General features: G+C 76.6%; 19 protein-coding genes, 1 tRNA gene and 1 pseudogene. 10 read left to right on the top strand and 11 right to left on the bottom strand.

Features of this window, described 5'->3' with window-relative positions:
• Nucleotides 1-36: 36 nt before the first annotated feature.
• The 4 genes and pseudogenes from CHC04_RS16895 to CHC04_RS25595 all read right to left on the bottom strand — a co-directional run.
• A complete protein-coding gene (locus CHC04_RS16895) occupies nt 37-690 on the bottom strand; it encodes a maleylpyruvate isomerase family mycothiol-dependent enzyme (RefSeq protein WP_089405117.1) in 654 nt (217 codons plus the stop codon).
• A gap of 690 nt (nt 691-1,380) precedes the next feature.
• Nucleotides 1,381-1,743: a hypothetical protein gene (locus tag CHC04_RS25045; RefSeq protein WP_141233838.1), complete on the bottom strand. Its 363-nt coding sequence runs from the start codon at nt 1,741-1,743 to the stop codon at nt 1,381-1,383.
• 349 nt (nt 1,744-2,092) lie between these two features.
• Nucleotides 2,093-2,434 (bottom strand): hypothetical protein, encoded by a 342-nt coding sequence (locus tag CHC04_RS25040; RefSeq protein WP_141233837.1) that lies wholly within the window; start codon nt 2,432-2,434, stop codon nt 2,093-2,095.
• Between the two features lie 431 nt (nt 2,435-2,865).
• Nucleotides 2,866-3,009, bottom strand: a pseudogene (locus CHC04_RS25595) (helix-turn-helix domain-containing protein); the annotation flags it as partial.
• A 310-nt stretch (nt 3,010-3,319) separates the two neighbouring features.
• Between CHC04_RS25595 and CHC04_RS16885 the strand changes: the two are divergent.
• Nucleotides 3,320-3,634, top strand: a complete 315-nt coding sequence (locus CHC04_RS16885; RefSeq protein ID WP_089405115.1) for a YdhR family protein — start codon at nt 3,320-3,322, stop codon at nt 3,632-3,634.
• A gap of 46 nt (nt 3,635-3,680) precedes the next feature.
• Complete coding sequence (locus CHC04_RS16880) at nt 3,681-4,259, top strand: MBL fold metallo-hydrolase (protein ID WP_089405114.1); 579 nt, start codon at nt 3,681-3,683, stop codon at nt 4,257-4,259.
• 1 nt (nt 4,260) lies between these two features.
• Here the strand turns inward: CHC04_RS16880 and CHC04_RS16875 are convergent, their stop codons facing one another.
• The 6 genes from CHC04_RS16875 to CHC04_RS16850 form a co-directional block, all read right to left on the bottom strand.
• Entirely contained in the window at nt 4,261-4,668 is a 408-nt protein-coding gene (locus CHC04_RS16875) for a DUF1232 domain-containing protein (RefSeq protein WP_089405113.1), read from the bottom strand.
• A gap of 51 nt (nt 4,669-4,719) precedes the next feature.
• Nucleotides 4,720-6,012 carry an aminotransferase class I/II-fold pyridoxal phosphate-dependent enzyme gene (locus tag CHC04_RS16870; RefSeq protein WP_089405112.1) on the bottom strand — a complete coding sequence of 431 codons (1,293 nt, stop codon included), beginning with the start codon at nt 6,010-6,012 and terminating at the stop codon, nt 4,720-4,722.
• A gap of 271 nt (nt 6,013-6,283) precedes the next feature.
• The gene (locus CHC04_RS16865) at nt 6,284-7,816 is read right to left on the bottom strand and encodes a carboxyl transferase domain-containing protein (protein WP_089405111.1); all 1,533 of its coding nucleotides are present in this window, start codon (nt 7,814-7,816) and stop codon (nt 6,284-6,286) included.
• Complete coding sequence (locus tag CHC04_RS16860; protein WP_089405110.1) at nt 7,813-9,000, bottom strand: CaiB/BaiF CoA transferase family protein; 1,188 nt, start codon at nt 8,998-9,000, stop codon at nt 7,813-7,815. Before CHC04_RS16860 ends, CHC04_RS16865 begins: the two co-directional genes overlap by 4 nt.
• A 16-nt stretch (nt 9,001-9,016) precedes the next feature.
• Nucleotides 9,017-10,357: an SLC13 family permease gene (locus CHC04_RS16855; protein WP_089405109.1), complete on the bottom strand. Its 1,341-nt coding sequence runs from the start codon at nt 10,355-10,357 to the stop codon at nt 9,017-9,019.
• Between the two features lie 38 nt (nt 10,358-10,395).
• Entirely contained in the window at nt 10,396-10,989 is a 594-nt protein-coding gene (locus CHC04_RS16850; RefSeq protein ID WP_245817343.1) for a 5-formyltetrahydrofolate cyclo-ligase, read from the bottom strand.
• Between the two features lie 81 nt (nt 10,990-11,070).
• Here CHC04_RS16850 and CHC04_RS16845 point away from each other — a divergent pair, with 81 nt between their 5' ends.
• From CHC04_RS16845 to CHC04_RS16815, 7 genes are all read left to right on the top strand, one after another.
• Nucleotides 11,071-11,985, top strand: a complete 915-nt coding sequence (locus CHC04_RS16845) for a UTP--glucose-1-phosphate uridylyltransferase (protein ID WP_089405108.1) — start codon at nt 11,071-11,073, stop codon at nt 11,983-11,985.
• Between the two features lie 32 nt (nt 11,986-12,017).
• Nucleotides 12,018-13,412 (top strand): molybdotransferase-like divisome protein Glp, encoded by a 1,395-nt coding sequence (gene glp / locus CHC04_RS16840; RefSeq protein ID WP_176450064.1) that lies wholly within the window; start codon nt 12,018-12,020, stop codon nt 13,410-13,412.
• Nucleotide 13,413: 1 nt separating this feature from the next.
• On the top strand, nt 13,414-14,040 hold the full coding sequence (locus CHC04_RS16835; protein ID WP_089405107.1) for a GNAT family N-acetyltransferase: 627 nt from the start codon (nt 13,414-13,416) through the stop codon (nt 14,038-14,040).
• 157 nt (nt 14,041-14,197) lie between these two features.
• The gene (sepX, locus tag CHC04_RS16830) at nt 14,198-14,896 is read left to right on the top strand and encodes a divisome protein SepX/GlpR (RefSeq protein ID WP_089405268.1); all 699 of its coding nucleotides are present in this window, start codon (nt 14,198-14,200) and stop codon (nt 14,894-14,896) included.
• Nucleotides 14,897-15,035: 139 nt separating this feature from the next.
• Nucleotides 15,036-15,109: transfer RNA gene (locus CHC04_RS16825), tRNA-Ala, on the top strand.
• Between the two features lie 135 nt (nt 15,110-15,244).
• On the top strand, nt 15,245-16,360 hold the full coding sequence (locus CHC04_RS16820; RefSeq protein WP_141233836.1) for a polyphosphate kinase 2 family protein: 1,116 nt from the start codon (nt 15,245-15,247) through the stop codon (nt 16,358-16,360).
• Nucleotides 16,353-16,616 (top strand): hypothetical protein, encoded by a 264-nt coding sequence (locus CHC04_RS16815; RefSeq protein WP_089405105.1) that lies wholly within the window; start codon nt 16,353-16,355, stop codon nt 16,614-16,616. The genes CHC04_RS16820 and CHC04_RS16815 overlap by 8 nt, the downstream gene beginning before the upstream one ends.
• Here the strand turns inward: CHC04_RS16815 and CHC04_RS16810 are convergent.
• Nucleotides 16,585-18,111 carry a dolichyl-phosphate-mannose--protein mannosyltransferase gene (locus tag CHC04_RS16810; protein WP_089405104.1) on the bottom strand — a complete coding sequence of 509 codons (1,527 nt, stop codon included), beginning with the start codon at nt 18,109-18,111 and terminating at the stop codon, nt 16,585-16,587. The genes CHC04_RS16815 and CHC04_RS16810 overlap by 32 nt on opposite strands.
• 105 nt (nt 18,112-18,216) lie before the next feature.
• Between CHC04_RS16810 and rsmI the strand changes: the two genes are divergently transcribed.
• On the top strand, nt 18,217-19,056 hold the full coding sequence (gene rsmI / locus CHC04_RS16805) for a 16S rRNA (cytidine(1402)-2'-O)-methyltransferase (RefSeq protein WP_089405103.1): 840 nt from the start codon (nt 18,217-18,219) through the stop codon (nt 19,054-19,056).
• Nucleotides 19,057-19,179: the final 123 nt, after the last annotated feature.

Here is a 19,179-nt window from a genome sequence, read left to right as displayed (position 1 = left end):
CGGTGTGGTGCGCATCGGCGCTCTCGCGCTCGGCGGCTACAGGCGCGCTCGCACATCTGCCACGCCTGCACCGGCGAGCTCGGGCAGGGCGGCGGTTCGGCCGGAGAGGGTGGTGAGGAGCGCGGTGGCCGGTCCGGAGACCTGGGCGCCCTCGCCGTGGTGCCAGTCGGTGTCGGTGGCCGAGAACGCCAGCCCGTCGAGGATGCCCGGCGGCAGCGAGCGACGGGCGCGGGGGCTGGTCAGCTGCTCGAGGGCGACCCGGGCGTTCTCCGGGTCGGTCGGGGATGGCACCCCGAGCGGCCGGTAGACGTCCTGGGCGTGGATGACCAGGTGACTCAACGGCGCCTCGACCGGCGCACCGGGCACGTTGAAGGTGCGGTGCTCGGTCCTCCGCAGGCCGGCGACCACCTCGGCCGGTGTCCGTGTGTCCGTGGTCGCCCAACGGTCGGCGGCGCGGTCGAAGTCGAACCGTGCGCGCAGCATCGTCAGCAGGAACCGGGGCGTCGAGACCTCGTACGGCATGAGCACGTGCACGACCAGGTCTCGCACCGACCAGCCTGCGCACAGGCTGGGGGTGTCCCACTGCTCCTCGTCGAGCCCGTCGAGCCCGTCGAGCCCGTCGAGCACGCGGAGCAGCCGGGTGCGCTCGGTCTGGACGCGCGCGTCCACGTCCTGCTGGATCTCGGTCACCTGGATTCCTCTCGTTGCCCTCGCCGGCCCGCCGACGCCGGGTCCTCGCCGTCCAGGGGAAGGACGGCCGTCGGTGCCAGGAGTCATCGCTGGCGCAGAGTCTCACCCGTACAGAGGATCCGTACCGGCCCCGCCACGCACGGACTCACGCACATCAGGCACACCTTGCTGCCGAACTCATGCCGCCGTGAGGCCGGCGATCGGTGTTCGATCAGCTCACGCCCCGCAGGTCCAGCAGCTCGCCGACATCTCCTGCCGTCCTCGACAGCCTCCGCCGCGATGTCCCGGACTGAGCGAGCCCGGCGGGCGTACACCCTCGGCAGCGCCGACGGCGCCGCCATCACGCGGCCGCCCCGGATCGCGTGTCCCTCAGCGTGGCCAGCCCCGGACCTGCCCGGCCGTGGCCGAGCCGATGAGACCGCCGGTCCCGGCCCTCGTCGAGCCTGCCCCCGAAGGGATGCCGCAGAGTCACCCTCGCGCCCCGCATGGTCACCCTCGCACCGGCGCAGTCACGTCCTCGCCGACGCAGTGCTCCACACACCGACTCCGCGGCCGCCCTCACGAGGCGCGCGAACATGACGCTCGCCGACGACGTCTCCCACCGGAGACACCCCGACGCCGCGCCCGGCACCCGTGCCGTCGGTGCGTGGACCCGCGGCCGGCTGCTCGGGCGCCGCGACGGTTCGGGGTTCAGCCTCCTTGCAGAGCAGGGCAGAGGACCTCACCGATGAACTCGGTGACGCGGCCGTGGTGGTCGACCACGACGTCGTCGCCCCCCACCGTGAAGAGGATGCCGGCGTCGTTGACCACCAGGCCCCCGGGCCCCGAGACGTGCGCCAGCTGGCCGACCTTGCGGTGGGTGCCGCCGGGGAAGTAGAAGTCGGTCCACCGGTCGGACTCGTGCAGCGTGATCCCGTTGGCGCTGAGATCGGCGTCGTAGGCGATGTGCACCTCCGCCCGCACGAAGTCGCCGTCGGCGTCCAGGTGGACCGTGTAGGTGCCCGTCAGGACCTCGTGGATCTCGATCGGGAAGGGACACAGCTCGGTCTCCACGAGTCGGACGTCGTCCGGCGGGAGGGTGCCCCGCTCCACGCTCGCCGGAGCGGCCGCGGCCGGTCCGGCCGCGGCCAGCACGAGGGCAGCCCCACCGGCCCCGGCGAAAGTCCGGACGAGTCCCCGCCGCAGTCCCGTCGTCCGACGCATCTGCACGCACCTCCGATCCCGTCTCCGCAGTCGCACGAGCGTCGGGCACCCGTGGAGCGGGCGGCCACCCCCGTTGCGGTTCGGGCAAGGGGGCTTGACGCGCACGTCCCCGCACGGCAGGGGAGCCGGCCTCCACCGCACTCCTCCGCTGGTCCGGGACGAGCGCCCGGCGGGCTGACGCGTCCTGCGGGCGGGGAGGTCAGACCGGTGCGCCGTTGCCGGCGATGCGGTGGAGGAGACCACGCCGGTGGTCGACGGTCTCGGCGGCCGCGAGAGCGGCCAGCGCCTCGGCGAGCGCGCGGACGGGTCCGCGGCGGTCGGTGCGGCGACGGGTGACCCACTGCGGACACGGCACCAGGCCGTCGATCGGCACGACCCGGAAGCCCGGACGCAGCCGCAGCTCGTTCCAGGCGACCGCGACGTGGACGGCCTGCTCACGCACCGATCGCTGCCACAGGGCGGGCAGGGAGTCGGACTCGACCTGCACCAGCCGGGCCTCCCGGACCGGCCGGACGTCGTCGAGCAGGAACGCCCAATCCACCCGGCGGGGATGGCCGGGTTGTACTGCAGGGGCAGGTCGAGCACGTCGGCGACGCCGAGCCGGCCGGCGTGGCCCAGGGGATGGTGGAGCGGCAGCACCGCCACCCGGTCGAAGACGCCGGCCGGGACCAGCTCCAACGCCGGTGGCGTCTCCCCGATCGCGCCCCACACCACGTCGACCTCGCCGTCGAGCAGCGCGGTGCACATGGCCGGGAACGGGAGCGGCACACCGACCAGCCGCACACCCGGCACCCTCGCCCGCACCGCACGGCCCACGTCGGGCAGTCCCAGCCCACCCGGCAGCCCCTGTGGTCCACCCGGCAGCCCCAGTCGCACCACGGGCGCCGACGCCTCACGGGCCAGCGTCCGGGCCCTGCGCGCAGCTCTCAGCAGCGGCCCAGCGGCCTCGACGAAGGCCAGTCCGGCCGCCGTCGGTCCCACCGTGCCCGTCGGGCCCCGGACCAGCAGTGGCACTCCGACCTGGCGCTCCAGCCGCTGCACCCGGCGGGACAGCGCCGAGGTCGACAGGTGCAGTCGCGCCGCTGCGCGGTGGTAGCCGCCCTCCTCGAGCAGCACGAGGAGGTCGGCGACACAGCCCAGGTCCAGGTCCACGTCCCACCCCGCCGGTCCGCGCCCGCGCCTGCAGGTGCCGACCGGGGGCAGGCTCCCGCCAGGTGGTTGCCGGACGCAAGGGTCAGCGCGCCGCGACGTCGATGTGGGGGCGGTCGGACGACGCGATCCCCGCCCGCGTCCGGCGGACGGCCCTCGGTGACGGCACGCGGTCCGCCCTCCCGCCCGTGCGGCGGGACCTCCCGGCCCGACGGGGGGATGGGGAGCATCGCGGCACCGGTCCGGGCGACCGCGGCCGCTGATCCGGGGAGGTCACGTGCACGTGTCGGTCTTCGAGTACCGCGTCCGCGGGATGGACCCGGCGGAGTGGGGCCGGGTCTGCGCCGAGGAGCTGGCCCCCGTCTTCGCCGAGGTCCCGGGCCTGCGCAGCAAGATCTGGCTGCGCTCGGCCGACGGCGGGGCCGGCGGCGTCTACCTGTGGGAGGACGAGGCGGCCTACCGGGCCTTCCTGGCCAGCGATCTCGGTGCGGGGCTGGCGCGGCATCCGCACATCGAGGGGCTCACCGTGCGCGACTGGGCGGTCGACGAGGCCGCCACCGCGGTGACCGGGGGTGACCTGCAGCCGGCCTGAGCGCCGGCGCTCTGCGGGGAGCGGTGCCCCGCCCTAGCGTGCCCGCATGGCCGACCTCTCCCGCACCGCCCGCGTCGACGTCCTGGTCGAGGGCTACGCCCGGCTGCCGCACGTGGCCGGCACGGTCACCCTCGTCCGCGACGCCGGCCGGACGATCGTCGTCGACCCGGGGATGGTGGCCGACCGGGAGCAGATCCTCGGTCCCCTGCGCGAGCTCGGCGTCGCGCCCGGAGACGTGACCGACGTCGTGCTGAGCCACCACCACCTCGACCACACGCTCAACGTGGCGCTGTTCCCCGTGGTCCCGGTGCACGACTTCCAGTCGGTGATCGAGGGCGACGTCTTCACCCGCCGCCCGGCCGACGGCGTGCAGCTCACCCCCGCCGTCCGGCTGCTGGCCACGCCGGGGCACACGCCGCAGGACGTCACCACGCTGGTCGGCACGCCCGACGACGTCGTCGCGCTGACCCACCTGTGGTGGACCGGCGAGGGCCCGGCCGACGACCCCTACGCGCCCGACCGCGACCAGCTGCGCGAGCAGCGCGAGCGGGTGCTGGACCTCGCCACGCTCGTCGTCTGCGCGCACGGCGCGCCGTTCCGCCCGGGGGCGTCGACGCCGCGCTGACTCACCCCGGTAGCCGGGTGGCCCGGCGCAGTGCCGCCAGGCCCGCCGCCGTTCCCGGCCAGTGCCGGTCGACCGCGCCGGCCCCGGCCCGGCGGACCACCGAGCGCAGCACCACGGCGACGGCGACGGCGTCGTCGGCGAAGCCGATCACCGGGATGACGTCGGGCACGAGGTCCACCGGCAGCGCCAGGTAGCCCAGCAGCAGCCACAGCCGCACGCGGACCCCGCGGGGCAGGGTCCGGTCGGCGGCCAGCCGGCGGACCAGGCGGACGACGTCGGGCAGCAGCCGCAGCAGCTCACGGGCCCGCAGCTCGTCGGGCCGGGCTCGCCACAGCGCCGCCACGAGCGCTCCCCAGCACAGCAGCAGGCCGCCCGCGACCCCGGTCAGCGTCCACGCCCAGTCGGGCACCGCGCCTCCTCCCGGGTACCGCACCCCCGACGACCATCGTCGGGCGAGGGCTCAGGCGACGGCCAGCTGCCCGCCGACCCCCTGCCCGGCCTCCTCGGCGTCCCGGGTGGAGAGCACCGCGGCGGCCACCGAGCCGGCGGCGGCCTGCAGCTGCTCGGCGGTGTGCGTGGCCATGACCGACAGCCGCAGCACCCCCTTGCCCCGCGGGACGGCGGGGTAGCCGACTGCGTTGCAGTAGACGCCGGCCTCGTAGGCCGCCCGCCACGCCGCCACGGTCGCCTCCGGGCTGCCGGTCGGCACGGCGATCACCGCGCCGCTGCCGGGCAGCGGGGGCGTGCCCGCGGCGCTGAGCTCGACGCGCAGCCGCCGGCCGTTCTCCTGCAGCCGCGTCCGGCGCTCGGGCTCGGCCCGCAGGATGCGCAGGGCGGCCAGGGCCGCGCCGACGCCGGCCGGCTCGTTGGCGGCGCTGAACACATAGGGGACGGCGCTCGCGCGGATGCCGTCGGCCACCCGGTGGCTGGTGAGGACCGCGCCCCCGACGCTGGCCAGCGACTTGCTGAAGGCGATGGTCACCGCGTCGACCCGGTCCAGGGCGCCGGTGTGCTCGGCGGCGCCGCGCCCCCGCTCGCCGAGCACCCCCAGGCCGTGCGCCTCGTCGACGACCAGCCGGGCGCCGTACGCGGCGCACAGGTCGGCGATCGCGGCCAGCGGCGCGGTCTCGCCGGTCATCGAGTAGACGCCGTCGACGACCACCACGGCGCCGGCCCGCGGGTCGAGCCGCTCCAGCCGCCGCGCCAGGGACTCGACGCTGTTGTGCCGGAAGCGGATCGTCGTGCCGCGGCTGGCGGCCGCGCCGGCGTGCACGCTGGCGTGCGCGTGGGCGTCGACCAGCAGCGCGTCGCCGGGGCCGCAGGCGGTCGACAGCAGCGCCGTGTTGGCGTTGACGCCCGAGGAGGTGAGCACCGCGGCCTCGACGCCGTAGTGGTCGGCGAGCTCCTCTTCCAGCTGCAGGTGCAGCCGGGTGGTGCCGTTGAGGACCCGGCTGCCGGACGTGCTGGTGCCGTAGCGGCGCACCGCGTCGACGGCGGCCTCGACCACCCGCGGGTCCCCGGCCAGGCCGAGGTAGTTGTTGCTGCCCAGGTTCACCCGCGGCACGCCGTCGTCGTAGACGGTGACCGGCTCGGGCGCGCCGGCGGTCGGGACGCCGTGCGTGGGGATGCCGGTGCGGCCGTGCTCCCGGAACATCGCGGCGAGGGGGTCGTGCAGCAGCGGGGCGAAGGCGTCGCGCCGGCCGCTCCCGGGGTCCCGACCGGGATGCGGGCCGGGGGTCGGGGCGTCGTGCACGGGGGCTCCGTTCGGTCGGGCGCCGGCAGGTCCGGCGGCGAGCCACCCTCACCGCCGTCGTCACTGTGCGTCAACGGTGGGTGTGCTCACAGTTCGACCGGGTGTCCCTCGTGCCCCCGTCAGGTGACGCCAGGTCGTCGATGGCTCACCCTGCGTACCACCTCGGGGGGGCGGTGACCTGCGCGGACGGGTGAGACGCGCCGGACAGGACCGGCGACCGCGCGGACGGTGCCGTGACGGCGTCCTCCCTCACCGCGCCCCCGCGCGCCCCTCAGCGGCCGAGGTGGCGGTACCGGTGCAGCCGGCTGCGGTGCCGCTCGGCGTCCTCGCGACCCAGCAGGCCGGCCAGCTCGTCGCCGAGCACCCGCCCCAGCCTCCGGCAGAACTCCACCGGCTCGTCGGCCGCGTCGGGCCGCTCGGGCACCACCCGGTCGACGATCCCCGCCCGCCACAGGTCGGTCGCCCGCACGCCCTGCTCGGCGGCCATCTCCGGCGCCCGGTCGACGGTGCGGTGCACGATCGCCGCGGCGCCCTCCGGCGGCAGCGGGCCCAGCCAGCCGTTGGCCGCGGCGAGCACCCGGTCGGCCGGCACCAGCGCCAGCGCGCCGCCGCCGGTGCCCTGGCCGAGCAGCACCGCCAGCGTCGGCGCCCGCAGCGTCACCAGGTCCTCGAGGCAGCGGGCGATCTCGGCGGCCAGCCCGCCCTCCTCCGCCTCCCGGGAGAGCGCCGCGCCGGGGGTGTCGATGAGCGTGACCAGCGGCAGGTGCAGCTCGGCGGCCAGCCGCATGCCGCGCCGCGCCTCCCGCAGCGCGGCCGGGCCCAGCGGCGCCGACAGCGACTGCCCGCGCCGGTCCTGCCCGAGCACGACGCACGGCGCGCCGCCGAAGCGGGCCAGCGCCAGCAGCAGGCCGGGGTCCTTCTCGCCGGCCCCCGTCCCGGACAGGCCGACGATGTCGGTGGCCGCCGTCCGCAGCAGCCGCCGCACGCCGGGCCGGTCGCGGCGCCGGGAGGCGGTGACGACGTCCCAGGCGGTGCGCCCGTCTGCACCGTCCACCCCGACCAGCCCCGCGTCGGTGCCGTCCTCGGGCGTCGGCCGCTCCGCGTCGCGGACGTCCAGGTGCCACGTCCGCCGCGCCGAGAGCACCGACAGCGCCCGGTCGGCGAGGTCGGCGACGTCCTCGTGGGCGACGACGGCGTCGATGAGCCCGCGGCGGGCCAGGTGCTCGGCGGTCTGCACGCCCTCGGGGAACGGCTCGCCGTGCAGCGCCGCGTACACCCGCGGCCCGAGGAAGCCGATCGCGGCACCCGGCTCGGCGATGGTCACGTGCCCGAGCGACCCCCACGAGGCGAGCACGCCGCCGAAGGTCGGGTCGCGCAGGTACACCAGGTAGGGCAGGCCCGCGGCCTTGTGCCGGGCGATCGCGGCGGTGATGCCGATCATCTGCAGGAAGGCCACCGTGCCCTCCTGCATCCGCGTGCCGCCCGACACCGGCGCGGCCAGCAGCGGCAGCCCCTCGTCGGTGGCCCGCTCGACGGCGGCGACCAGCCGCTCAGCGGTGGCCACCCCGATCGAGCCGGCGAGGAAGCCGAACTCCCCGGCGACGACGGCCACCCGCCGCCCGCGCAGCCGGCCCTCCCCGGTGACGACGGCCTCGTCCTGCCGGGACCGCTCGGCGGCCGCGCGCAGCTCCGCGGCGTAGCCCGGGTCGACGTCGCGGGGGCCGATCGGGGTGTCCCAGCTCGTCCAGGACCCCGGGTCGAGGACGAGGTCGCGCAGCGCTCGGGCGTCGAGGCGCCCGGTCACGCCTCCGGCCCGGACAGCCAGGCGCGGATCTCCGCGTCCGAGCCGCCCAGCACCGGGGGCGCGGCGTGCTCGCGGCGGGTGGTCTCGGTCTCGCCGTCGGGGGTGGCGGTGAAGAACCGCAGCGGCGGGCCGGGCAGCTGCAGCCGGCCCAGGGTGGCGTGCTCGACGTCGATCAGCAGGCCCTGCGACAGGGTCTGGTCCCAGCCGTAGACCTCGTCGAGCGTGCGCACCTTGCCGGCCGGGACGCCGGCCGCGGCCAGCCGGGCGAGCAGCTCCTCGGCGGGGGTGTCGGCGAAGGTGCGCTCCAGCAGCTCGACGACCTGCTCCCGGTTGCCCACCCGGTCGCCGTTGGTGGCCATCCCCGGCGCCTCGGGGTCGAGGCCGAACTCGGCGCACAGCCGCCGCCACAGCCCCTCCGACCCGCAGGACAGCTGGATGCTGCCGCCCTTGCAGTGGAACAGCCCGTAGGGCGTGATCGAGGGGTGGTGGTTGCCCTGCGCGCGGCCGACCTCGCCCGCCACCGTCCAGCGCGTGCCCTGGAAGGCGTGCACGCCGACGATCGCGGCCAGCAGCGACGTGCGCACGACCTGGCCGCGGCCGGTGCGCTCCCGCTCGACCAGCGCGGCCAGCACGCCGTAGGCGCCGTACATGCCGGCCAGCAGGTCCCCGATCGGCACGCCGACCCGCTGCGGGTCGTCGGGACCGGACCCCGTCAGCGACATCAGCCCGCCCTCGCCCTGCGCGATCTGGTCGTACCCGGCGCGGCTGCCCTCCGGGCCGTCGTGGCCGAACCCGCTGATCGAGAGGGTGACCAGCCGCGGGTTGAGGTCGGCGAGCACGTCGGTGCCGAAGCCGAGGCGGGCCAGCGTGCCGGGGCGGAAGTTCTCCAGCAGCACGTCGGCGCGGCGCACCAGCTCGCGCAGCAGCTCCTTGTCGCCGTCGTCCTTCAGGTCGAGGGTGACCGACTCCTTGTTGCGGTTGGTCGACAGGAAGTACGTCGACTCCCGGGCGGCCCCCTCCGGCTGCACGAACGGCGGCCCCCAGCCGCGGGTGTCGTCCCCGCTGCCGGGGCTCTCCACCTTGATCACTCGGGCGCCGAGGTCGCCGAGCATCATCCCCGCGTGCGGTCCGGCCAGCGCGCGGGTCAGGTCGACGACGAGGATCCCGTCGAGTGGTCCGGTCATGTGTCCCTCTCCTGTCTCACAGCCAGCTCGGGACGACGACGAAGACCAGCCAGGCCAGCAGCGGCCCGACGGCGACGACGATCCCGGAGTAGGCCAGGATCTGCTTGTAGAAGCGGTCCCGGTCGACGTCCTGCGCGTTGGCCAGGACCAGCGCGCCGTTCGTCGAGAACGGGCTGACGTCCACGATGGTCGAGGCCACGGACAGGGCGACCACCACACCCACCGCGCCGATGTCCCCGGACTCCAGGAACGGCACCGCGAGCAGGATGGCGACGCCGATGATGGCGGTCGACGACGCGAAGGCCGACACCACCCCGCCGATGTAGCAGAGCAGCAGCGCGATGAGCAGGGGCATGCCGAGCCCGATGACCGCCTCGCCGACGTAGTCGATCGTGCCGGCCTCCTGCAGGACGAAGACGAAGGTCAGGACGCCGGCGATGAGCAGGACGGTGGACCAGCTGATCTGGGTGACCGCGCCCTTGTGCTTCTGCGCGGAGAACAGCGCCAGGACGACGGCGACGGTGATCGAGACGAACCCGATGTCGAGGTCGAAGGCGAGGGCCAGGACCGCGACGACGGCCAGCCCGACCAGGGTGAGGACCTGCTCGAAGCCCACGGGCCGGGCGACCTCGGGGTGCACGTGCTCGTCGTCGTCCCCTCCGACGCCGGGCCCGGGGGCGGCGCCGTGTCCCCGGACGACGGTGCCGTGGGCGTGCTCGACGTGGGCCAGCGGCGCGGCGGCCACCTTCCGGCCGAGCAGCTGCCGGCCGCCCAGGACGAGGAACAGCGCCAGCGCGATGGCCAGGTTGAAGAACAGGGCGCCGAGGAAGACCGCGAGCGGGCTGCTCGGCAGGCCCTCGTCCTCGACGATCGTGTTCACCGTGACGCCGTAGACGCTGATCGGCGAGAAGCCGCCGCCCTGGGCGCCGTGGATGACCATCATGCCCATCAGCAGGGGGCTGATCCCGTGCCGCGCGGCGAAGGTCAGCGCGATCGGCGCGATGATCGCGACCGCGGCGGGGGAGAGGGCGCCGATCGCGGTGAGCAGCGCGGTGACGGCGAACATGATCCACGGGATCGCCGCGACGTGGCCGCCGACCAGCCGCACCGCGCCGCGGACCAGCAGGTCGACGGTCCCGTTGTTCTGCGCGATGGCGAACAGGTACGTGACGCCGATCAGGGTCAGCACCAGCTCGGCGGGGAAGCCGCCGAGGATGTCCTCGGCGCTCAGCCCGACCGACAGCGTGCCCACGAGGAAGGCGGCGACGAAGGCCAGCGCGCCCATGTTGATGGGCAGGAACGTGGCGATGGCGAAGATGGCGACCAGCGCCAGGATCGAGACGATCTCCGGAGACACGGCGGGCTCCCCTCGACGGCGCCGACCGGCCCACCGTGTCACCTACCGGCGGGTATCTCCTGCCAGCCGCCGGAGGGGGTGACGACGGCGGTCACCGGGCGGTCGTGGGCCAGGGCCGGCAACCGGTCGACCAGCTCGTCGTCGAAGACCAGCGCCACCACCACCGCGCCCGGGCGCACGTGCTGCAGGGCCCGGTCGTACCAGCCCCCGCCGCGGCCGAGCCGGGTGCCGTCGCGGTCGACGGCCAGCGCCGGCACCACGACGACCTCCGCCGTCCCCACCGCCGTCGGCCCCAGCCGCGGGCCGGCCGGCTCCAGGATCCCGTAGCGGCCCGGCACCAGCCGGCCGGTGTCGACCGCCCAGCGCAGGTCGGTGCCCGACTCGGGCACGACCGGGAGCAGCACCCGGGCACTGAGCTGGGTGAACGCGGCCGGCAGCCGGCCGGACCCGGGCTCGGTGTCCTCCGGCACGAAGGCCGCGAGGACGCGCACCCGCGCGAGGCGCGCGAGCAGCGTGGTGGCCACCGCCGCCGCGGCCGTGGCGCGCGCGGCGGGGGTGCGGTGCCGGCGGCCGGCCATGATCCGGTCCCGCAGGACGGACTTGGCCGCCTCCGCGTCGGACGGTGCGCTCACGGGGGGAGGCTAGAGCCGCGGCCGCCGCCGGGGGCCGGTACGAGATCGTCCGGCGCGTGGCCCCTGGTTAGGCTGCCGCGCATGTCGACCCCGCAGCGCCCGGCGCGCAAGGCCGTCATCCCCGTCGCCGGGATGGGCACCCGGTTCCTGCCGGCGACCAAGGCGGTGCCCAAGGAGCTGCTGCCGGTCGTCGACCGCCCGGCGCTGCAGTACATCGTCGAGGAGGCCGCCCGCGCCGGCCTCGCCGAGGTGCTCATGGTCACCGGCCGCAACAAGGCCGCGATCGAGGACTTCTTCGACCGCACCCCCGAGCTCGAGACGGCGCTGGAGAAGAAGGGTGACGCCGGCCGGCTGGCCGCCGTCCAGGAGTCCACCGACGTCGCCCAGGTGCACTTCGTCCGGCAGGGCGAGGCGCGCGGCCTGGGGCACGCGGTGCTGCAGGCGGCCGCCTTCGTCGGCGAGGAGCCCTTCGCCGTCCTGCTCGGCGACGACCTCATCGACGCCCGCGACCACCTGCTCGAGCAGATGCTGGCGGTGCAGGCCCAGCACGGCGGCTCGGTGATCGCGCTGCTCGACGTCGGCCGGGAGAACATCGACAAGTACGGCGCGGTGGCGGTCGAGCCCGGCGCGACCGGCGACGTCGTCGCCATCACCGGCCTGGTGGAGAAGCCGCCGGTCGACGAGGCGCCCTCGAGCCTGGCGGTCATCGGCCGCTACGTGCTCTCGCCGGAGGTCTTCGGCGTGCTGCGCGAGACCGCCCCCGGCCGCGGCGGGGAGATCCAGCTGACCGACGCGCTGGCCACGCTGGTCGAGCGCGGGCACCCGCTGCACGGCGTCGTCTTCGCCGGCCGCCGCTACGACACCGGCGACAAGCTCGACTACCTCAAGGCGGTCATCCGGCTGGCCTCCGAGCGGGAGGACCTCGGGCCGGCGCTGCGCTCCTGGCTCACCGAGTTCGTGGCCGACCTGCCCGCCGAGGGCGCGTCGCAGGCCTGAGCCCGTCCCCGCAGGGGGGACGATCGGGGGCGATGACCGAGAACGGCGCGGGCCGGGGGCCCCGGGACACGACGGCGCTGGACCTCCGCAGCGGGGCCGTCGTCGACCCGCCGACGTCCCCGGGCCCGCCGGCGCACGCCACCGCGCAGATCGACCGCGGCGCCGTGCCGCCGCCGCCCGGGCCGGCCGAGCCGGAGACGCCGGCGCTGCGGACGGTGGAGGCCCACCTCGACGAGATCCTCGCCGCGGTGCCCCAGCCCGAGCCGATCGAGCTCGCCGTCCTCGACGCGCAGGGCCTGCTGTGCGCCGAGGACGTGGTCAGCGCCCGCGCGCTGCCGGCCTTCGACCAGGCCGCCCTCGACGGCTACGCCGCCCGCGCCGAGGACGTCGCCGCCGCGACCCCCGACGCGCCGGTCGAGCTCGCCGTCGTCGGCGAGACCGTCGCCGGCGCTGCCGCGCCCGCCGCGCTCGCGCCCGGGCTGGCGCAGAAGGTGAGCGCCGGCGCGATGCTGCCCACCGGCGCCGACGTCGTCGTCCCCGGTGTGTGGACCGACGGCGGCGTGGTGCGGGTGCAGGTGCACGCCGGCCCGGAGGCCGGCAGCTACGTCCGCCGCACCGGCGACGACGTCTCGCCCGGCACCGCCGCGGTCTCGGTGGGCACGCCCATCGGGCCGGCGCAGATCAGCCTGCTGGCCGCGGTGGGCCGCGACCGGGTGCAGGTGCGGCCGCGGCCGCGGGTCGCCGTGCTCTCCGCCGGCACCGAGCTGGTCGACATCACCACCCAGCCGGCGCCCGGGCAGGTGGTCGACGTCAACAGCTACGCGCTGGCCGCCGCCGCCCGCGACGCCGGGGCCGCCGCCTACCGGTGGGGGATCCTGCCCACCGAGCGGCGCCGGCTGACCGAGGTGCTGGAGAGCCAGCTGCTGCGCAGCGACCTGGTGCTCGTCGCCGGCACCTTCGCCACCGAGGGCGACCTGGTGCAGGAGGTGCTCGCCGAGCTCGGCCCGATGCACTTCCGTCAGGTGACCATGCACCCCGGTGCCGTGCAGGGCTTCGGCAGGCTGGGCCGCGACGGCGTCCCGGTGATCTGCGTGCCCGGCGAGCCGGTCGCGGCGCTGGTGTCCTTCGAGGTCTTCGTCCGGCCGGCGATCCGCTCGATGCTCGGCAAGCGGCAGCTGTTCCGCCGCACCGTGCAGGCGATCTCCGCCGAGCGGCTGCTCTCGCCGCTGGGCTACCGGCAGTACCTGCACGGCCAGGTCATGCGCCACCCCGACGGCGGCTACGTCGTCGAGCCGCTCGGCGACGGCGACGAGGCGATGCTCGCCCGGATGGCGCGCGCCAACTGCCTGGTCGTCGTGGACGAGGACGTCACCGAGGTCGCCGAGGGCGGGCTGGTGACGGTCATGCCGCTGCTGCTGGGCGGCTGAGCTGGAACCCGCGCCCCACCCCGGCTGGCCGGCCCGGCTGGCCTACGGTCCGGTCGAGCTGGACCCGCTCGGGCGCGGCGACGCCGTGGAGTGGAGCCGGCTGCGGCTGGCCAACGAGTCCTGGCTGCGGCCGTGGGAGCCGACCGCGCCGGTGGCCTGGTCGGTCCGGCACACGCCGGCGGCCTACCGGGCGATGCGCCGGTCGCTGGCCCGCCGCGCCCGGGCGGGGACGTCGCTGCCGTTCGCCGTCCGGGTCGAGGGCCGGCTGGCCGGGCAGGTGACCGTGGACAACATCGTCCGCGGCGCGCTGCGCTCGGGGTCGCTGGGCTACTGGATCGACCGCGCCGTCGCCGGCCGGGGGATGGCCTCGCTGGCCGTGGCGCTGGTGTGCGACCACGCGTTCGGCGCCGGCGGCCTGCACCGGCTGCAGGCCGACATCCGGCCGGAGAACCGGCCCAGCCAGCGGCTGGTGGAGCGGCTCGGGTTCGCCCGCGAGGGCCTGCTGCGCCGCTACCTCGACATCGACGGTGACTGGCGGGACCACTGGTCCTACGCGCTGCTGGCCGAGGACGTCCCCGGCGGGGTGCTCGGCCGCTGGCGGTCCGGAGCGCCCGGCCTACCACGCTGACGCTCGGTGACCGGTCGGCTCCATGTCGACACGCCGCCGTCCCCGCCACTCCCGTCCCACAACACTCCGGCGACACGCCCGCGCGCCTCCCTCTTCCTGGGGATCTGCCTGCATAACCTGCCGCGGCAAGTGACTCGTGTGACGGGTGGTGTTCTCGATGGGGTCAGGCGTGCTGCTCGCCGCGCTGGTCGTGCTCTGGTTCGTGGTGCTGGTGCCCATGGTGGTGACCCGCGGTGACTCCTCGACGGCGCGCGCCGAGGTCACCCCCGGCCGGACGCTGCAGCGGCGCCGGGGGGGTGACCCGGTGCGCTCGGCGGAGACCGAGCGGGTGGCGGTGGACCGTGAGCTGCTGCGCAGCACCGGCGAGCTGCGGGTCGACGTGCACGCCGTCCGGCGCCGCACGCTGGCCGGCCTGGGAGCGCTCACGCTGCTGGCGCTGGTCGGCGCCCTGACCCTCACGCCGTGGCTGTGGGTGGCGCAGGGGCTGCTCGACGTCGCCGTCGTCGCCTACCTGGTGGTGCTGCGCGCCGCGGTGCGCCGCGAGCAGGCCGCCGCCCGCCGCGCGGCCCGTGCCGCGGCCCGCTCGGCCGCCCGCCCGGCCCCCGCCCCGCGCCGGGCCCCGGAGGCGCGTCCCGCCCCGGCGCCCGTCGCCGAGGAGCCGGTGCACTCCACCGTCGGCCTGCCGCACCCGAGCCTGCCGCTCGCGCCGGTGCACCCGCTGCGCCCCGCGCGCGTGGTGGCCGCCCGCACCCCGGCGCCGGCCGGCTGGCAGGACAGCGCCGTCGTGGGCCTGGACGACGACGACATCGGGTTCGCCGAGATCGACTACTACCAGCCGCGCGTCGTCAACGGCTGAGGAAGGACCCCCGCGCCCCCCGACCCTCGCTCCGCTCGGGCCGGGACCCTGCACGGGGGCCGTTCCCGACACTCGCCGATGGGAGCCACCCCCCATCGGCGGCACCCGGGGCCGCGGCAGGTACTCTCGTCCTCCGTCAGGGGCTGTGGCGCAGTCCGGTAGCGCACCTCGTTCGCATCGAGGGGGTCAGGGGTTCGAATCCCCTCAGCTCCACCCTGAGACCGACGCCGTCGGGGCACCCGCCCCGGCGGCGTCGGCCGTTCCTGGGCGGCTTCGCCAGCGCGGGGTCCGCGACTTCGTCACACGTGCGCAGCCGGGCCGGCCGCCGGTGGTCCTAGCGTGACCGGCATGGCGGCGCAGCGGACCCCGGTCGCCTCCCTCGCGGAGGCCCAGCCGGTGGAGCTGCACCTCGACGGCGCCTGGCGGGCCGCCGCGCTGCTGGGCTGGCGGCACGACGCCGACGGGCGCTGCCGGGTGCGGGTCCGGGTCGCGCGGGCGGGCGTGCCGCGCGTGGTCTGGGCGCCGCTGGAGCTGCTGCGGCTGCCCGGGCCCGCGCCGGCCGCGCGGCCCGACGTCGTGGTGCCGGTCCCGCGGGGGTCCCTGCCGCCGCCGCACCGGGCCGCCGCGCCCGCCTCGCGCCCCCGCGGCACGGGGAGCGCCGACGCCGGCCGGTGGACGCTGGGTCGGGCGGTGCCGGAGGGGACCCGCACGCCGCAGCGGCCGGGGACCTGGCGCGAGGACCACCCGTACCCCGAGCTGCTGCGCCGCCGCGACTACGAGCCACAGCTGTGCCGCCTGCAGCTGGAGCTGCTCAAGCTGCAGCGGCAGGTCGAGGAGCACCGCCGACGGGTGGCGATCGTGGTCGAGGGCCGCGACGCCGCGGGCACGAGCGGGTTCGTCCGGTGCGCCACCGAGCACCTCGACCCGCGCACCGTCCGGGTGGTCGCCGCGCCGGAGCGGCCGCAGGGGCCGGCGCGGCTCTCGCTCGCGCACCTGCCGGCCGCCGGGGAGATCGTGCTGTTCGACCGGTCCTGGTTCGGCCGGCCCGCCGTGGAGGCGGGGACCGGCGACGCCCTGCCGGCGGCGGCCGCGTCGGAGCAGCTGCTCGTGGCCGGCGGCCTGCACCTGGTCAAGCTGTGGTTCGCCGTGTCCCGCGGCGAGCAGCGGACCCGCCTCGCGCTGCGCCGGGACCCGCCGGCGCTCACGGCCGGCGACCTCGCCGTCCTCGACCGCTGGGACGACCACACCGGGGCCGAGCAGGCGGTGCTCGGCACGACCTCGACGCCGTCCGCGCCGTGGACGGTGGTCCGGGCCAACGACCGGCGGCGCGCCCGCCTCGAGGGCCTGCGGCACCTGCTGTCGGTGCTCGACCACCCCGGCCGCCACGACGACGGCGTCGGTCCGCCCGACCCGCTGGTCGTCGTGCCGGCCGCCGTGCCCGACGCCGCCCTCGCCGGTGCCTGAGGCCGCCGACGTCGTCGCTGCCGTGCTGGCGGCCGGGCGGGATCCCGAGCGGCTGCGCCCGCTGCTGCACCCGTACCTGCACTGGACCGGGCCCGACGGCGCGGTGACCCGCGGCCGGACCCGGGTGCTCGCCCTCCTCGCCACCGACGCGGTCCCGGGGCCGCCGGCGGCCGTGGAGCTGCGCGACGGCCAGGTCTACCGCTGGGTGTGCCGGCCGGGCGGCGTCAGTACCAGGACGGGAACCACATCCGGGTGAGCCACTCGGCGTGCGTCAGCGGCTGCCCGGTGAGCACCGGGTAGAAGAAGGCGAACGTGCCGGCCACCACCGCCACGTAGCCGCTGACCGCGGCCAGGCCCGCGGTGCGGCGCCACGGCGGGTCCGTCGCCCGGCCGAGGACGTCCTGCAGCACGAGGACGACGGCGAGCACGAAGAACGGCAGCACCGGTGCGGTGTAGAAGACGAACATCGTGCGCTCGGGGTTGAGGAACCAGGTGCCCCAGCCCGCGGCGACCATGACGGCGACCAGGACGGCGGCGGGGTCGCGGCGGGCGACGATGCGCCAGGCGGCCCACACCAGCGCCGGTGCGAACGCCAGCCAGAGGGTCGGCGTCCCGACCATGAGGACGTAGCGGACCACCTGCTCGCCGGCGGCGTCGGTGAGGCCCTGGGGGTTCCACAGCAGGATCGGCCGGCCGTTGACCAGCCAGGTCCAGGGGCCCGACTCCCACGGGTGCGGCGTGGACAGGCCGTTGTGGAACGTCCACCACTCCACGTGCATGTGCCACCAGGAGCGCAGCGCGCCGGGGATCCACGGGAACGCCGTCTCGGGGTTGCGCTGCGCCCACCAGCGCCCCTGCGCGGTCTCGCCGAGGAACCACCCGGCGAAGCTGGCGAGGTAGGTGAGCACCGGCACCGCGGCCAGCGCCCAGGTGGCGCCGGGCAGGCCGCGGCGCAGCGCGGTCGCCGTCGGGCGGGGGACGCCGGCCTCCTGCCAGGCCGCGCGGTCCCAGAACAACGACAGGACGGCGGCGAAGGCGAGGAAGTACAGGCCGCTCCACTTCACCGCGCAGGCGCAGCCGAACAGCAGGCCGGCGGCGATCCGCCAGCCGCGGGGGCCGAGCCGGAAGCCCGTGGCCGGGACCGGCCGGTGCCGGCGCACCCGCTCGCGCACCCGGTCGCGGTCGACAACCAGGCAGGCGACGGCGGCGAGGACGAACACCTGCAGGAAGACGTCGAGCAGGCCGATCCGCGACAGCGTGAACGCCAGGCCGTCGAGGGCCAGCAGCAGACCGGCGGTGACGCCCAGCAGCGTGGAGCCGGTGACCCGCCGGGCCAGGCGGACCAGCAGGACGACGGCGACCGCCCCGGCCACCGCGGACGGGAACCGCCAGCCCAGGCTGGTGTAGCCGAACAGGGCCTCGCCGCCGGCGATCATCCACTTGCCCAGCGGCGGGTGGACGATGAACGTGTAGCCGCGGTTGTACTCGTGGCCCCACGTCAGCAGGTCCCAGGCCTCGGGCGGGTAGTACGCCTCGTCGAACAGCAGGGTGTCGGGGTAGCTGATGCCCACCAGGCGGCTGACCAGCGTCAGCAGGCCCAGCCCCAGCGCGAGCAGCCAGGACAGCAGGCGGTCGCCGGGCAGCGGCGGGACGCGGTCGACCCGCGGGCGCGGGACCGGCCGGCGCCGGGCCGGGCGCGGCGGGTCCTGCGGCGGCCCGGCGTCGGCGCGCTCGGGAGCCAGGACCGCCATGGCCGCCAGGGTATTTGAAGGGCCCGCCTGCCCCCCGGCACTCGCGCGCTCGCGCCGGGCCCCTGCAGGCGGGCCGACGGGGGCCGGCGTGACAGGCTCGACGCCGTGACCGGACGGCTCGTGCTCGGTGGCGCCCCCCTCGGCCAGCCCGGCGACGTGGGCCCGCGGCTGCGGCAGGTGATGGCCTCGGCCGACGTCCTGGCGGTGGAGGACACCCGGCGGCTGCACCGGCTGGCCACCGACCTGGAGGTCACGGTGACCGGCCGGGTGGTCACCTTCCACGAGTCGGTGGAGCGCGCGCGGCTGCCCGGGCTGCTCGCGGCGCTGGCCGACGGCGCCACCGTGCTGCTGCTCACCGACGCGGGGATGCCCTCGGTCTCCGACCCCGGCTACACGCTGGTGCGGGCGGCGGTCGACGCCGGCATCGAGGTCACCTCGGTGCCCGGGCCCACGGCGGTGACCACGGCGCTGGCGGTGTCGGGCCTGCCGGTGGACCGGTTCTGCTTCGAGGGCTTCCTGCCGCGGAAGGCGGGGGAGCGCCGCGCGCGGCTGGCGGGGCTGGCCGACGAGCGCCGCACGATGGTCTTCTTCGAGTCCCCGCACCGGCTCGCCGACGCGCTGGCCGACGCCGCGGAGGCCCTGGGCGGGGACCGGGCGGCCGCGGTGTGCCGGGAGCTGACCAAGACGCACGAGGAGGTCCGCCGCGGGTCCCTCGCCGAGCTCGCCGCGTGGGCGGCCGACGGCGTGCGCGGGGAGATCACCGTCGTGGTGGCCGGCGCGGTACCGCGGCCGGTGTCGCTCTCGCCCGCCGAGCTCGCCGCGCTGGTGGCCGAGGAGGAGGCCGCGGGGGCCGGTCGCAAGGACGCCATCCGCGCCGTGGTCACCCGCACCGGCCTGCCGCGGCGGACCGTCTACGACGCCGTCGTCGCCGCCAAGCCCAGCTGACCCGCGGCCGCCCGGGCGCGTTGTGTGCACACGACGCGCCCGGCAGGCGCCCCGGGTCGCGACCTGTGCACGAACCGGCGCCTGTGGACGTCGCGGGGGCACCGCGTCGGTCCGCCGGGTCAG

The organism is Geodermatophilus saharensis (assembly GCF_900188205.1).
GTDB classification, from domain to species: Bacteria; Actinomycetota; Actinomycetes; order Mycobacteriales; family Geodermatophilaceae; genus Geodermatophilus; species Geodermatophilus saharensis.
The sequence above is the reverse complement of the archived record's forward strand: the minus strand, read 5'-3'. Positions and strand labels throughout refer to the sequence as shown.

Excerpts from the sequence above, each read along its gene's own strand:
- CHC04_RS16820 (WP_141233836.1), top strand. The coding sequence starts at position 15,245 with ATGGCGGCGCAGCGGACCCCGGTCGCCTCCCTCGCGGAGGCCCAGCCG.
- CHC04_RS16845 (WP_089405108.1), top strand. The coding sequence starts at position 11,071 with ATGTCGACCCCGCAGCGCCCGGCGCGCAAGGCCGTCATCCCCGTCGCC.
- CHC04_RS16810 (WP_089405104.1), bottom strand. The coding sequence starts at position 18,111 with ATGGCGGTCCTGGCTCCCGAGCGCGCCGACGCCGGGCCGCCGCAGGAC.
- CHC04_RS16880 (WP_089405114.1), top strand. The coding sequence starts at position 3,681 with ATGGCCGACCTCTCCCGCACCGCCCGCGTCGACGTCCTGGTCGAGGGC.
- CHC04_RS16860 (WP_089405110.1), bottom strand. The coding sequence starts at position 9,000 with ATGACCGGACCACTCGACGGGATCCTCGTCGTCGACCTGACCCGCGCG.
- sepX (WP_089405268.1), top strand. The coding sequence starts at position 14,198 with ATGGGGTCAGGCGTGCTGCTCGCCGCGCTGGTCGTGCTCTGGTTCGTG.
- glp (WP_176450064.1), top strand. The coding sequence starts at position 12,018 with ATGACCGAGAACGGCGCGGGCCGGGGGCCCCGGGACACGACGGCGCTG.